Genomic DNA, 12,809 nt, shown 5'->3' with positions numbered 1-12,809 from the left:
TGCCGGGTGCCGACTTCATCGATGGACCCGGCCTCGCCGGACAAGTGCGCCCCGGCTGCCGCACCCGACCGCCCCGACGGCAGCCGGTTGATCGTTCACCGGGACCTAGGTGAGATCGAACTCCCCCTCCCGCGCGCCGGAGACGAAGGCGCCCCACTCGGCGGGGGTGAAGATCAGGGAAGGGCTCTCCGGGCGGTCACTGTTGCGCATCGCGATGAATCCCTCGACAAAGGCGATCTGGACATCTCCCAGGCCTCGGCTGCTGGACCGCCACTCGGCGCTGCTGAGGTCCAGTTCCGGCTTGTCCCAGCCCATGAGCGGCTTCTGCTGGGTGGTGCTCTCGGCCACGTCCGTGCTCCTCCCGGTTCGTCGTCCGCGGCCAGCCTAGCGATCGGTTCCGACCGCCGACAGGCCACGTGAGCGGGACTTTCAGGAGTCGGGCGGCTGGGAGCCCACGAGCCACATGGAGAAGAACTGCGATCCGCCGCCGTAGGCGTGCCCGAGGACCTTCCGGGCCCGGTCCACCTGGTGTTCTCCGGCCTGTCCGCGGACCTGGAGGGCGGCCTCCGCGAAACGGATCATCCCGGAGGCGCCGATGGGGTTGGTGGACAGCACTCCGCCCGACATGTTGACGGGCAGGTCCCCGTCGAGTTCGGTCACGCCGGACTCGGTGAGTTTCCAGCCCTCGCCCTCGTCGGCGAAGCCGAGGTTCTCCAGCCACATCGGCTCGTACCAGGAGAACGGCACGTACATCTCGACGGCGTCGATGTCCCGTCGCGGGTCGGCGATGCCGGCCTGCCGGTAGACGTCGGCGGCGCAGTCCTTGCCGGCCTGCGGGGAGACGAAGTCCTTCCCGGCGAACAGGGTCGGCTCGCTGCGCATGGCGCCGCCGAGCATCCAGGCGGGCGGCCGGGGCGCGCGGGCGGCGCCGGCGCGGTCGGTGAGGACCATCGCGCAGGCGCCGTCCGAGGACGGGCAGGTCTCGGAGTAGCGGATCGGGTCCCACAGCATCGGGGAGGCCTGCACCTTCTCCAGGGTGATGTCGTGCTCGTGGAGGTGGGCGTAGGGGTTCTTCAGCGCGTTGCGCCGGTCCTTGTAGGCGACCAGGGAGCCGACCGTGTCGGGGGCTCCGCTGCGCCGCATGTACGCGCGTACGTGCGGGGCGAAGAAGCCGCCCGCGCCGGCCAGCAGCGGCTGCTGGAAGGGGATGGGCAGGGACAGGCCCCACATGGCGTTCGACTCGGACTGCTTCTCGAAGGCGAGGGTGAGCACGGTGCCGTGGACCCGGGCGGCGACGAGGTTCGCGGCGACGAGGGCGGTCGATCCGCCGACGGAGCCGGCCGTGTGCACCCGCAGCATGGGCTTGCCGACCGCGCCGAGTGCGTCGGCGAGGTACAGCTCGGGCATCATGACGCCCTCGAAGAAGTCGGGTGCCTTGCCGATGACCACGGCGTCGATGTCCGCCCATGTCAACTCGGCGTCTGCCAGGGCCCTTACGGCGGCCTCCCGGAGCAGTCCGGCGATCGACACGTCCCGGCGGGCCGCAACGTGCTTGGTCTGGCCGATCCCTGTTACGGCCACGGGCTCCTTGCTCATCGGGGATCCCCCTCGAGGACGGCGACCAGGTTCTGTTGCAGGCAGGGGCCGGAGGTGGCGTGGGCGAGCGCCCGGTCGCTGGCGCCGCGGTGGACACGGGCGGCGGCCTCGCCGATACGGATCAGCCCGGCGGCCATGATCGGGTTGGCGGCGAGGGCTCCTCCGGAGGGGTTCACCGTGACGCTGTCGTCGAGCCGCAGCGCCCTGCGCAGTACGACTTCCTGCGAGCTGAACGGCGCGTGCAACTCGGCGGTGTCCACGGGCCGTTCGAAGGCTCCCGCCTTCTCTGCGGCCAGCCGGGCGGACGGCGAGTCGGTCAGGTCACGCACGCCGAGGGCGTGGGCCTCGATGCGGTGGTCGATGCCACGGATCCAGGCGGGCCGCTCGCACAGCTCGCGGGCGCGGTCCCCGGCCGCCAGGATCACGGCGGCGGCCCCGTCGCCGATGGGCGGGCAGTCGCCGGTGCGCAGGGGCTGTACGAGGTAGTCGCCCTGCGGCACCGGCCCCCGGAGCTGGGCGTGCGGGTTGGCGGTGGCGACGGCCCGGCTGCGCGCACCGATCGCGGCGAGCGCCGGCTCGTCGGTCTGCCCGGCGTCGATGAGCGCCCGCGCCTGCAGGGCCGCCAGGGCGACGGAGTCGGGCCAGAGCGGGGCGACGTAGTACGGGTCGAGCTGCCGGGTGAGAACGTCGCGCACCGAGCCGGGCGAGGACTTGCCGTACGAGTAGACGAGGGCGGTGTCGGCGTCGCCGGTGAGCAGCTTGGTCCACGCCTCGTACAGCGCCCACGCGCCGTCCATCTCGACGTGCGACTCGGAGATGGGCGGCCAGGCGCCCACGCCGTCGAGGGCGAGGGTGAAGGAGAAGGCGCGGCCGGCGAGGTAGTCGCTGGAGCCGGAGCAGGTGAAGTCGATGTCGGCGGTCTTCAGCCCGGTCCGGTCCAGGACCTCGTGCAGCACGGGCATGAGCATCTCCACCTCGGAGAGCTCGTCGCTGGTGCGCCGGTGGACGGTCTGGGCGAAGGCGACGACCGCGATGTCCCGCGTCATATCAGCTCCTTGTACGTCTCGTAGTCCGCGTCGGGTTCGCCGGTCGGCCGGTAGTGGTCGGGGTAGCGGGCCCCCTCGGTCCACACCGGTTCGACCCGCAGGCCCATCCGCACCTGGTCGTACGGGATGCCACCGATGCGGCCGTGCAGGGGGAGGCCGGCGCCGTCGAGGGCGATGTGGGCGTAGACGTAGGGCACTTCGATGTCGAGGTTCTTCGCCTTGATGTTGACGATGCAGAAGGTGGTGACCGTGCCGCGGGGGCCGACCTCGACCTGTTCGGAGGTGGCGACCCCGCAGGTGGGGCAGGCGCCCCTCGGCGGGACGTACACCTTGCGGCAGGACGGGCAGCGCTCCCCGAAGGTCCGGCGGCCGGAGAGGGCGTTGATGTAGGCGGACTGGGCGCGGCCCGGCGAGTAGGTGTAGTCGAGGCGGGCGTGGGCGACGATGCCGGTGACCGGTTCCTCGAACTCGCCCGCGTGCACGGTGACTTCGGTGTCGTCACCGTCGTACGGCTCGAAGCAGGCGATGTCGGTGATGGCGCCGGAGCGCTCCTCGGCCCAGCGGATCCGGACCCGCATGCCGGTGTGCACGGCGTCGGGGCCGGGGGCGTCGAGGGCGTGCAGCAGGGCGGTGTCGGCGCCGTCGAGGCGGACCAGGGCCCAGGCGAAGGGGGTGGTGAGGGGCTGGCCGCGGCGGGGTTCGGGGTTCCAGGCCCAGGTGGTGACCGTGCCGGTGACGCCCACGTGGACGAGGTCGCGGATCTCCTCGGCGGTCACGGGGTCGTACTCGACGGGTGGGACGAGGACGCGTCCGTCACCGGTGCGCACTCCCAGGACGAGGCGTTCGCGCAGTCCGGTGAGGAAGGCGCTCTGGACGGGGCCGAGGGAGCGGGTGAAGGGGAACTCCACGACGAGGGGCGCTTTGAGGACGTCTGGCATGGAAGGTTCTCCTCCGGGGTCAGGCTCGCTTGTAGACGGGGGGCCGTTTCTCCGCGAAGGCGCGGGCGCCTTCCTTGGCGTCGGCGGTGTCGAAGACGGGCCAGCCGCGCTTCAGTTCGGCCGCCAGACCCTCGGTCTCGGTCAGCTCGGCGGTCTCGTACACCGACGCCTTGACGGCCTCCACGGCCAGCGGGCCGCAGGCGTTGATCTGCTCGGCGATCTCCAGCGCTTTCTCCAGCGCCGTGCCGTCGGGGACCACGTGCCCGATCAGGCCGATGCCGGCGGCCTCCCGGGCGGTGTAGGGCCGTCCGGTGAGCAGCATCTCCAGGGCGTGGGTGCGCGGGATCTGGCGTTGCAGGCGGACCGTCGAGCCGCCGATCGGGAACAGGCCGCGCCTGACCTCGAACAGGCCGAAGGTGGCGGACTCGCCCGCGACCCGGATGTCGGTGCCCTGCAGGATCTCGGTGCCGCCCGCGACGCAGTGGCCCTCGACGGCGGCGATGACCGGTTTGCGCGGGCGGTGGTGGCGCAGCATCGCCTTCCAGTGCAGGTCGGGGTCGGCCTTCAGCCGGCCCCGGTGGTGCCGGCCTTCCATGCCCTTGCCGGCCAGCGCCTTGAGGTCCATCCCGGCGCAGAAGGCGCCTCCGGCTCCGGTGAGCACGATGGAGCGGACCGCGTCGTCTGCGTCGGCCGCGAGCCAGCCGTCGTACAGGCCGACGAGCATCGGCAACGAGAGCGCGTTCCTCGCCTCGGGCCGGTTGAGCGTGAGCACCAGTGTGGCGCCTTCGCGCCGCACGGTGAGGTGTTCGGTTCCACCCATCGCCCATCTCCCCTCTGACAGAACGAGAACAGGTTGCAGTAGTGGAGGGGGCACTTCAAGGGTTTTCTGACAGTCAGTCAGATTTCTGGTCGGCATCTCTTCACAGTTGCCGCCCCCTTTGCTCTGATGACCGGCGAGCCGGCAGATGCCAGGTACGACTGCCCGGGGTCAGGAGGAGCGGTGGAGTACAACCTTGCCGATCTGTTCGAGTCGGTCGTCGACGTGGTCCCGGACCGCGAGGCGCTCGTGTACGTCGACCACCCCGGCACCGGCGCGGAGCGCCGTCTGACGTACGCGGAACTGGACGCCGCCGCCAACCGCGTCGCCCACCACCTGATGGACCGCGGGATACGCCCGGGTGAGCATCTGGGCCTGCACCTGTACAACGGCGTCGAGTACCTGCAGACGGTGCTGGGCTGCCTCAAGGCCCGGATCGTGCCGGTGAACGTCAATTACCGGTACGTCGAGGAGGAGCTGGTCTACCTCTACCGGGACGCCGACCTGGTCGCGCTGGCCTTCGACGCGGAGTTCGGCGGCCGGGTCGCGGCGGCCCTGCCGCGTGCGCCGAAGCTGCGGCATCTGCTGGTGGTGGGCGGGCCGGCCGAGGTGCCCGGCGCCGTCCCGTTCCCCGAGGCCGAGACCGGCGGCTCGCCCGAGCGGGGCTTCCCGGCGCGTTCGGGCGACGACCAGTTCATCATCTACACCGGTGGCACGACCGGGATGCCCAAAGGGGTGATGTGGCGTCAGGAGGACCTCTTCTTCGCGGGGCTGGGCGGCGGGGCGCCGACCGGTGAACCGGTGGGCAAGCCGGAGGAGCTGGCCGAGCGGGTCGCCGCAGGCGGCTCGGGGATCACCTTCTTCCCCACTCCCCCGCTGATGCACGGCACCTCCACCCTCACCGCGTTCATCGGCTTCAACTTCGGTCAACGGGTCGTCATCCACCGCAAGTTCGTCCCGGAGGAAGTCCTGCGCACGATCGAGAAGGAGCGGGTCACCAGCATGTCCCTGGTCGGCGACGCGATGCTGCGCCCGTTGATCGACGCGTTGAGCGGGCCCATGAAGGGCACGGACTGCTCCTCCATGTTCAGCGTCTCCTCGTCGGGCGCGGTCATGTCGGAGACGGTGCGCCGCCAGTTCCGGGAGCTCGTCCCGAACGCCATGCTGCTGAACAACTTCGGCTCCTCCGAATCCGGGTTCAACGGAACGGCGACGGAGGACTCCGGCCCCGAGCGCGGTTTCCGCATCCGTGTCAACTCCCGTACCACCGTGGTGGACCCGGCCACCCACGAGCCGGTCGCGCCCGGTGAGATCGGCCGGGTCGCCCAGTGCGGTCATGTGCCGCTCGGCTACTACAACGACCCGGGGAAAACCGCCGAGACCTTCTTCGAGAGGGACGGCCGGCGCTGGGTGCTGCTCGGTGACATGGCGACCGTGGACGAGCAGGGCGTCGTCACCGTCCTCGGACGCGGCTCCCAGTGCATCAACACCGGGGGCGAGAAGGTCTACCCGGAGGAGGTCGAGCAGGCGCTGAAGTCGCACCCGGACGTGTACGACGCCCTGGTGGCCGGCGTGCCGGACGCCACCTGGGGCAACCACGTCGCGGCGGTGGTGCAGCTGCGCGAGGGCTCCGCCCGGCCGTCCCTGGCCGACATCCAGGCCCACTGCCGTACCCAGTTGGCCGGGTACAAGGTCCCCCGCCAGCTGGTGATCACGGAGTCCATCCAGCGGTCACCGAGCGGCAAGGCCGACTACCGGTGGGCGCGGGAGGTGGCGGCGTCGGCGGACCGGTGACCCGCCCGGACCTACGCGGGTGTGCGGAGGAAGTCGGCGACCCGGCGGACGAACAACTCCGGGTCGTCGAGCCACGGGTAGTGCGCGGCGCCGGGCTGCACCGCGAGTACGCCGTGCGGGAAGGCGTCGGCGGTGCGGCGGGCGAGCTCGGGGTGGGGGTTGCCGTCCAGTTCTCCGGCGAGGACGAGGACCGGGGCGGCCAGGTCGGTGAGTGCTGAGCGGGTCGCGTCGGGGTCGAAGGCGCCGGCGGAGAAGTAGACGTCGGCCGCTTCCTCGTTGGTCTGCTCCTCGGTGGCCGCGTCGTGGACCCGCGCCGCCTCGTCCCAGCGGCCGTAGAAGAACGGAACGCACGCGAGGTCGAAGTCGCCGTCCCCCGCCAGCAAGGACTCCAGCGCCCGGAGCGCCTTCTCGAACCACGGCTCCGCCGCGCGGGACCGGGCGACCGCCAGTCGTTCCTCGACGGTGGCCCGCATGCCGAGGGCCGACGGGTTGGGGGTGATCAGCGCGAGCCGCCGCACCCGTGCCGGCCGGCGCGCCGCGTACAGCGTCGCCAGGCTGCCGGCCGCCGAGTGCGCGAGCAGATCCATGCGCTCGAGCCCCAGATGGGCGCGCATCGCCTCCACGTCGCCGACCATGCGGTCGCACCGGTACGTCGCCGGATCCGCCGGCGGCGCGGAGTCGCCGGTGCCCCGCAGGTCGAGGAGGACGAGCCTGCGGTGAGCGGTCAGTCCGCCCAGGTCGCCGAGGTAGGCGGAGGCTCGCATCGGCCCGCCCGGCAGGACGACGAGGGGCTCTCCCTCGCCGCGGAGGTGATAGGCGAGCTCGGTCCCGTCGGGCGCGGTGAAGGTCGGCATGGTGCCGATCATGAACCGCGGGCCGGCCGGCCGCAACGTAGTTCTCCGAAGTGCGGCCCGGCCTCTTGCCGGGGGCGGGGCGGGCGGCGTTGACTGGCCCCGAGGACTCGACCGAACGATCGGTCGAGAGGACGGACGGCTGAGGGAGAGCATCCATGGTGGAGGCGAGGGACCTGCTCGACGCGGGCGAACGGCTCGACGCGTCCGCGCTGCGGGCACTGCAGCTGGAGCGACTCCAGGCGTCCCTGCGGCATGCCTACGCCCACGTGCCCTTCTACCAGGAGTCCTTCGACAAGGCCGGGGTCCGTCCGGAGGACTGCCGCTCGCTCGCCGACCTGCCCCGTTTCCCCTTCACCACCAAGGCCGACCTGCGGGAGAACTACCCGTACGGGATGTTCGCCGTGCCCCGCGAGCGGATCCGCCGCATCCACGCCTCCAGCGGCACCACCGGACGCCCCACGGTGGTCGGCTACACGGACAACGACCTGTCCATGTGGGCCGACATGGTGGCCCGCTCCCTCCGGGCGGCGGGCGGGCGGCCCGGTGACACGGTCCATGTGGCCTACGGGTACGGGCTGTTCACCGGCGGACTGGGCGCCCACTACGGTGCCGAGCGGCTGGGCTGTACGGTCGTCCCGGCGTCCGGCGGCATGACGGCCCGGCAGGTCCGGCTGATCCAGGACCTCCGGCCCGGGGTCATCATGGTCACGCCGTCCTACATGCTCACGCTGCTCGACGAGTTCGAGCGGCAGGGCGTGGACCCCCGTTCCACCTCCCTGCGGGTCGGTGTGTTCGGTGCCGAGCCCTGGACCGAGGAGATGCGGCGGGAGATCGAGGAACGGTTCGCGATCGACGCCGTCGACATATACGGGCTGTCCGAGGTGATCGGGCCCGGGGTGGCCCAGGAGTGCGTGGAGACCAAGGACGGCCTGCACGTCTGGGAGGACCATTTCCTCCCGGAGGTGGTCGACCCGGTCACGGGCGAGGTGCTGCCGGAAGGTGAGGAGGGCGAGCTGGTGTTCACCTCGCTGACCAAGGAGGCGATGCCGGTGATCCGGTACCGCACCCGTGATCTGACCCGGTTGTTGCCGGGCACCGCCCGGGTGTTCCGGCGCATCGCCAAGGTCACCGGCCGCAGCGACGACATGGTGATCCTGCGCGGGGTGAACCTGTTCCCGACGCAGATCGAGGAGATCGTTCTGCGCACCCCGGGCGTCGCCCCGCACTTCCAGCTGCGGCTCACCCGCGAGGGCCGCCTGGACTCGCTCACCGTGCGTGCCGAGGCCCGTCCCGGCGCCGGCCCGGAGGCACGGGACGTGGCGGCCCGGGACATCGCGGCTGCCGTGAAGGACGGCATCGGTGTGTCCGTCGCCGTCGAGATCGTCGAACCGGAGTCGCTGGAGCGCTCGGTGGGCAAGATCCGCCGCATCGTGGACCTGCGCCCCAGGTAGCTTTCCGGCACCGGCCGACCGTCAACCGCCGGGCGGGGCGCCCGGAGCCAGTGCCGGCCGAAAGGACGCTGACGCTCAGCCGCTGAACCGGTCCCGCAGCTCCCGCTTGAGGATCTTGCCGCTGGCGTTGCGCGGCAGTTCGTCCACGAACAGCACCCGCTTGGGCGCCTTGAAGGAGGAGAGTTTCTCCCGTGCGTGGGCGATCAGTTCCTCCTCGGTGACCTCGCCGCGCCGGACGACGACCGCCGTGACGGCCTCCACCCACCGTTCGTCGGGCAGGCCGATCACGGCCGCCTCGGCGACGGCCTCGTGGGTGTACAGCGCGTCCTCCACCTGCCGGGAGGCGACCAGCACCCCACCGGAGTTGATGGCGTCCTTCACCCGGTCGACGATTCTGAAGTAGCCCTGCGCGTCCCGTACCGCCAGGTCACCCGAGCGGAACCAGCCGTCGCGGAAGGCAGCGGCCGTCTCCTCGGGCTTGTCCCAGTAGCCCTCGCACAACTGCGGTGAACGGTAGACGATTTCGCCGGCCGTGCCGTCGGGCACGTCCTCGCCGTTCTCGTCGACCACCCGTGCGTCCACGAACAGCACGGTCCGCCCGCAGGAGTCCAGCCGGCCCTTGTGCTCGTCGGGTGAGAGGACGGTGGCCAGGGGGCCGATCTCGCTCTGGCCGAAGCAGTTGTACAGGGCCAGTTCCGGCAGCCGTTCGCGCAGCCGCTCCAGAACGGGGACGGGCATGACCGACGCCCCGTAGTACGCCTTGCGCAGACCGCCGAGGTCGCGGGTGGCGAAGTCGGGCCGGTTCGTCAGCCCGATCCACACGGTGGGCGGGGCGAACAGGCTGTCCACGCGGCCCGTCTCGATCAGGTCGAACAGGCGGTCCCCGTCGGGTGCTTCGAGGATGATGTTCGTCGCGCCGACGGCGAGGTAGGGCATCAGGAAGACGTGCAGCTGGGCCGAGTGGTACAGCGGCAGGGCGTGCGCCGGCCGGTCACCGGCGCTCAGGTCCAGTGCGGCGATGGCGCTGAGGTACTCGTGCACCAGGGCCCGGTGGGTCATCATCGCGCCCTTGGGCAGGGCGGTGGTGCCCGAGGTGTACAGCAGTTGCACGAGGTCCTCGGTGCGCGGTTCCGGACCGTCGTACGGCGCCGTGTCCGCCAGCCGCGCGAGCAGCGAGTCGTCGGTGTCCCGCAGCGGCAACACCCGTACGCCGTCCGGCAGTCGGCCCAGGATGTCGGGGTCGGCGAGCACCAGGCCGCTGCCCGACTGCCGGACGATGTACGCCAGGTCGTCGCCGGTCAGGTTCTGGTTGACCGGCACGTGGACGAGGCCCGCGCGGGCGCAGGCCAGGAAGGCGATCAGGCAGGCGTCGGAGTTGTGGGCGTAGACACCGACCCGGTCACCGAGGGCGAGGCCCTCGCCCAGGAGTGCGGACGCCGCGCGCGAGACGGCGTCGTCGAGTTCCTCGTACGTCCACGCGCGCTCGCCGTACTCCACCGCGACACGTGCCGGGGTGCGGCGGGCGCTGCGCCGCAACACCCCGTCGACTGTGCTTCCCTGAACCTGCGTCATGCCACCTGATCTTCGGCCCGCTCGCGGGACAGGTCAAGGAACGGGCGGGGCACGGGCCCGCGACGCGGGTCACACCGGCCGGGTGCGGCCCTCCCAGTACGGGTCGCGCAGCCGCCGCTTGTACAGCTTGCCGTTGGGGTCGCGGGGCATCTCGACGATGAAGTCGACGCTCTTGGGGCGTTTGTAGCCCGCCAGTTGCCCGGCGCAGTGGGCGAGCAGGGCGGCGGCGAGGGCGGGACCGGGCTCGTGGCCGGGGGCGGGTTCCACGACCGCCTTGACCTCCTCGCCCCAGTCGTCGTGCGGGATGCCGAAGGCGGCGGCGTCGGCGACGGCGGGGTGGGAGAGCAGCACGGACTCGATCTCGGCGGGGTAGATGTTCACACCGCCGGAGATGATCATGTCGATCTTGCGGTCGCGGAGGAAGAGGTAACCGTCCTCGTCGAGGCAGCCCAGGTCACCGACGGTGAAGAAGTCACCGATGCGGTTCTTCCGCGTCTTCGCCTCGTCCTTGTGGTAGGCGAAGCCGCCGGTGCTCATCTTCATGTACACCGTGCCGAGTTCACCGGGCGGGAGCCGGTTGCCGTCGTCGTCGAAGACGGCCAGTTCGCTGATCGGCCAGGCCTTGCCGACGGTGCCGGGCTTCTTCAGCCAGTCCTCGGCGGTGGCGAAGGCACCGCCGCCCTCGCTGGCCGCGTAGTACTCCTCCACGCAGTGCCCCCACCAGTCGATCATGGCCCGTTTGACGTGGTCGGGGCAGGGGGCGGCGCCGTGGATGGCGTGCCGCATGCTGGAGACGTCGTACCGGGCGCGCACCTCCTCGGGGAGGGCGAGCAGCCGGTGGAACTGGGTGGGGACCATGTGGGTGTGGGTGCACCCGTACTCGTCGATGAGGCGGAGCATCTCCTCTGGCGTCCACTTGTCCATCAGCACCAGGCGGTGGCCGATGTGCAGGGACGCACCCGCGAACTGCAGGACGGCGGTGTGGTAGAGCGGCGAGCAGACCAGGTGCACGTTGCCGTCGAACGGCTTGATGCCGAAGATGCCGAGGAAGCCGCCGAGATAGGACTCCTCGGGCCGCTTGCCGGGCAGTGGGCGGCGGATGCCGCGCGGCCGTCCGGTCGTCCCCGAGGTGTAGTTCATGACCCAGCCGAGCTCGCGCTCGGCGGGCGCCGACTCCGGTTGGCCGGCCAGGAGTTCGGCGTAGGGGCGGAATCCCTCGACCGTGCCGACCGCGTACCGGTGGGTGGCGGGCAGGCCCGCCTCGTCGGCGGCGTGGCGGGCGGGGGCCGCGAACCGCTCGTGGGCGATGAGGACCTTGGCTCCGGAGTCGGAGACGATCCAGGCGATCTCGGGGCCGACGAGGTGGTGGTTGACGGGGACGAGGTAGAACCCGGCCTGGGTGGCGGCCAGATAGGCGGTGAGGAACTCGACACCGTTGGGCAGGACGACCGCGAAGGCGTCGCCGCGTTCCAGGCCGGCCGCGCGCAGGCCGTGGACGAGACGGTTGGCGGCGGCGTGCAGTCGTCCGGCGGTCCACTCCTCGCCGTCGGGGGCGACGAGGACGGTGCGGTCGGGGTCGGCGGTGGCCTGGGCCCAGAAGCCCGTGGGGGGTGTGCTCACGACTGGCCGCTCCTTCCGGCGATGCGGTTCAGACGGTCGACGGCCTGCTCGAAGCCGCGGGTGAGGTCGTCGAAGACGTCCCGCACACTGCGTTCGCTGTTCATCCGGCCGACGATCTGGCCGACGGGGGTGCCGAGCAGCGGGTCGACCTCGTACTTCTGGATGCGGGAGACCGCCTCGGCGACCAGCAGGCCCTGCAGCGGCATGGGCAGGGTGCCGGGGCCCGCCGGGTCGTCCCAGGCGTCGGTCCACTCGGTGCGGAGCTGGCGTGCGGGCTTCCCGGTCAGGGCGCGGGAGCGGACGGTGTCGCCGGAGCCCGCGGCGAGCAGTTTGCGGGTCAGGGCGGGCGAGTGGAGGTCGGACTCCGTGGTGGTCAGCCACAGCGAGCCCAGCCACACCCCTTGGGCGCCGAGCGCCAGCGCGGCCGCCACCTGTTGCCCGCTGCCGATGCCGCCCGCGGCCAGCACGGGCAGCGGGTCGACGGCCTCGACCACTTCGGGGGTCAGCACCATGGAGGCGATCTCACCGGTGTGACCGCCCGCCTCGTAGCCCTGGGCCACGACGATGTCGATGCCCGCCTCCTGGTGCTTGCGGGCGTGCCGGGCGCTGCCGGCGAGCGCGGCCACCAGGACGTCCCGGTCGTGGGCGCGGGCGACGACGTCCGCGGGCGGGGAGCCGAGGGCGTTGGCGAGCAGCTTGATCGGATAGTCGAGGGCCACGTCGAGCTGGGTGCGGGCGACCTGCTCCATCCAGCCGGTGATGCGCCAGCCGGACGCCTCTCCCTCGGCGAGTTCGGGCACACCGTACTTGGCGAGGGTGTCCTGGACGAACTGGCGGTGCCCCTCGGGGATCATCGCCTCGACGTCGGCCTCGGTCACCCCCTCGACCTTCTTGGCGGGCATGACGACATCGAGGCCATAGGGTCTGCCCTCGATGTGCTCCTCGATCCAGTCCAGGTCGCGTTTGAGGTCGTCGGGGGCCGTGTAGCGGACCGCGCCGAGCACTCCGAAGCCGCCGGCCCGGCTGATGGCCGCGGCGACGGCGGGGAACGGCGTGAAGCCGAAGACGGCGTGCTCGACTCCCAGTTTCTTGCTCAGCTCCGTCTGCATGGGGCGCAGGAT

The 12,809-nt window shown here is 71.5% G+C and carries 11 protein-coding genes; 2 read left to right on the top strand and 9 right to left on the bottom strand.

Features of this window, described 5'->3' with window-relative positions:
- Positions 1-105 precede the first annotated feature (105 nt).
- From ACFY0F_RS08960 to ACFY0F_RS08940, 5 genes are all read right to left on the bottom strand, one after another.
- Positions 106-348 (bottom strand): DUF397 domain-containing protein, encoded by a 243-nt coding sequence (locus ACFY0F_RS08960; protein ID WP_388790984.1) that lies wholly within the window; start codon positions 346-348, stop codon positions 106-108.
- A gap of 81 nt (positions 349-429) precedes the next feature.
- Positions 430-1,596: a thiolase domain-containing protein gene (locus ACFY0F_RS08955; protein ID WP_388790982.1), complete on the bottom strand. Its 1,167-nt coding sequence runs from the start codon at positions 1,594-1,596 to the stop codon at positions 430-432.
- Positions 1,593-2,642, bottom strand: coding sequence for a thiolase domain-containing protein (locus tag ACFY0F_RS08950; RefSeq protein ID WP_388790980.1), 1,050 nt, complete (start codon positions 2,640-2,642; stop codon positions 1,593-1,595). Before ACFY0F_RS08950 ends, ACFY0F_RS08955 begins: the two co-directional genes overlap by 4 nt.
- The gene (locus ACFY0F_RS08945) at positions 2,639-3,580 is read right to left on the bottom strand and encodes a Zn-ribbon domain-containing OB-fold protein (protein ID WP_388790978.1); all 942 of its coding nucleotides are present in this window, start codon (positions 3,578-3,580) and stop codon (positions 2,639-2,641) included. Before ACFY0F_RS08945 ends, ACFY0F_RS08950 begins: the two co-directional genes overlap by 4 nt.
- A gap of 19 nt (positions 3,581-3,599) precedes the next feature.
- The gene (locus ACFY0F_RS08940; RefSeq protein WP_388790976.1) at positions 3,600-4,400 is read right to left on the bottom strand and encodes a crotonase/enoyl-CoA hydratase family protein; all 801 of its coding nucleotides are present in this window, start codon (positions 4,398-4,400) and stop codon (positions 3,600-3,602) included.
- 180 nt (positions 4,401-4,580) lie between these two features.
- Here ACFY0F_RS08940 and ACFY0F_RS08935 point away from each other — a divergent pair, with 180 nt between their 5' ends.
- The gene (locus ACFY0F_RS08935) at positions 4,581-6,191 is read left to right on the top strand and encodes an acyl-CoA synthetase (RefSeq protein ID WP_388790974.1); all 1,611 of its coding nucleotides are present in this window, start codon (positions 4,581-4,583) and stop codon (positions 6,189-6,191) included.
- An 11-nt stretch (positions 6,192-6,202) separates the two neighbouring features.
- Here ACFY0F_RS08935 and ACFY0F_RS08930 read toward each other — a convergent pair whose 3' ends face one another.
- Complete coding sequence (locus tag ACFY0F_RS08930) at positions 6,203-7,045, bottom strand: alpha/beta fold hydrolase (RefSeq protein WP_388790972.1); 843 nt, start codon at positions 7,043-7,045, stop codon at positions 6,203-6,205.
- Between the two features lie 155 nt (positions 7,046-7,200).
- Between ACFY0F_RS08930 and paaK the strand changes: the two genes are divergently transcribed.
- On the top strand, positions 7,201-8,496 hold the full coding sequence (gene paaK / locus ACFY0F_RS08925) for a phenylacetate--CoA ligase PaaK (RefSeq protein WP_388790970.1): 1,296 nt from the start codon (positions 7,201-7,203) through the stop codon (positions 8,494-8,496).
- A 75-nt stretch (positions 8,497-8,571) separates the two neighbouring features.
- Here paaK and ACFY0F_RS08920 read toward each other — a convergent pair whose 3' ends face one another.
- From ACFY0F_RS08920 to ACFY0F_RS08910, 3 genes are all read right to left on the bottom strand, one after another.
- Entirely contained in the window at positions 8,572-10,068 is a 1,497-nt protein-coding gene (locus ACFY0F_RS08920) for an acyl-CoA synthetase (protein WP_388790968.1), read from the bottom strand.
- Between the two features lie 69 nt (positions 10,069-10,137).
- Positions 10,138-11,688: an acyl-CoA synthetase gene (locus ACFY0F_RS08915; RefSeq protein ID WP_388790966.1), complete on the bottom strand. Its 1,551-nt coding sequence runs from the start codon at positions 11,686-11,688 to the stop codon at positions 10,138-10,140.
- On the bottom strand, positions 11,685-12,797 hold the full coding sequence (locus ACFY0F_RS08910; RefSeq protein ID WP_388790964.1) for an NAD(P)H-dependent flavin oxidoreductase: 1,113 nt from the start codon (positions 12,795-12,797) through the stop codon (positions 11,685-11,687). Before ACFY0F_RS08910 ends, ACFY0F_RS08915 begins: the two co-directional genes overlap by 4 nt.
- Positions 12,798-12,809 lie beyond the last annotated feature (12 nt).

The organism is Streptomyces sp. NPDC001544, from assembly GCF_042894285.1.
Lineage (GTDB): Bacteria > Actinomycetota > Actinomycetes > Streptomycetales > Streptomycetaceae > Streptomyces.
This window is presented reverse-complemented; position numbering and strand designations above follow the sequence as displayed.

Excerpts from the sequence above, each read along its gene's own strand:
- ACFY0F_RS08955 (WP_388790982.1), bottom strand. The coding sequence starts at position 1,596 with ATGAGCAAGGAGCCCGTGGCCGTAACAGGGATCGGCCAGACCAAGCAC.
- ACFY0F_RS08940 (WP_388790976.1), bottom strand. The coding sequence starts at position 4,400 with ATGGGTGGAACCGAACACCTCACCGTGCGGCGCGAAGGCGCCACACTG.
- ACFY0F_RS08930 (WP_388790972.1), bottom strand. The coding sequence starts at position 7,045 with ATGCCGACCTTCACCGCGCCCGACGGGACCGAGCTCGCCTATCACCTC.
- paaK (WP_388790970.1), top strand. The coding sequence starts at position 7,201 with ATGGTGGAGGCGAGGGACCTGCTCGACGCGGGCGAACGGCTCGACGCG.
- ACFY0F_RS08920 (WP_388790968.1), bottom strand. The coding sequence starts at position 10,068 with ATGACGCAGGTTCAGGGAAGCACAGTCGACGGGGTGTTGCGGCGCAGC.
- ACFY0F_RS08910 (WP_388790964.1), bottom strand. The coding sequence starts at position 12,797 with ATGCAGACGGAGCTGAGCAAGAAACTGGGAGTCGAGCACGCCGTCTTC.
- ACFY0F_RS08950 (WP_388790980.1), bottom strand. The coding sequence starts at position 2,642 with ATGACGCGGGACATCGCGGTCGTCGCCTTCGCCCAGACCGTCCACCGG.
- ACFY0F_RS08945 (WP_388790978.1), bottom strand. The coding sequence starts at position 3,580 with ATGCCAGACGTCCTCAAAGCGCCCCTCGTCGTGGAGTTCCCCTTCACC.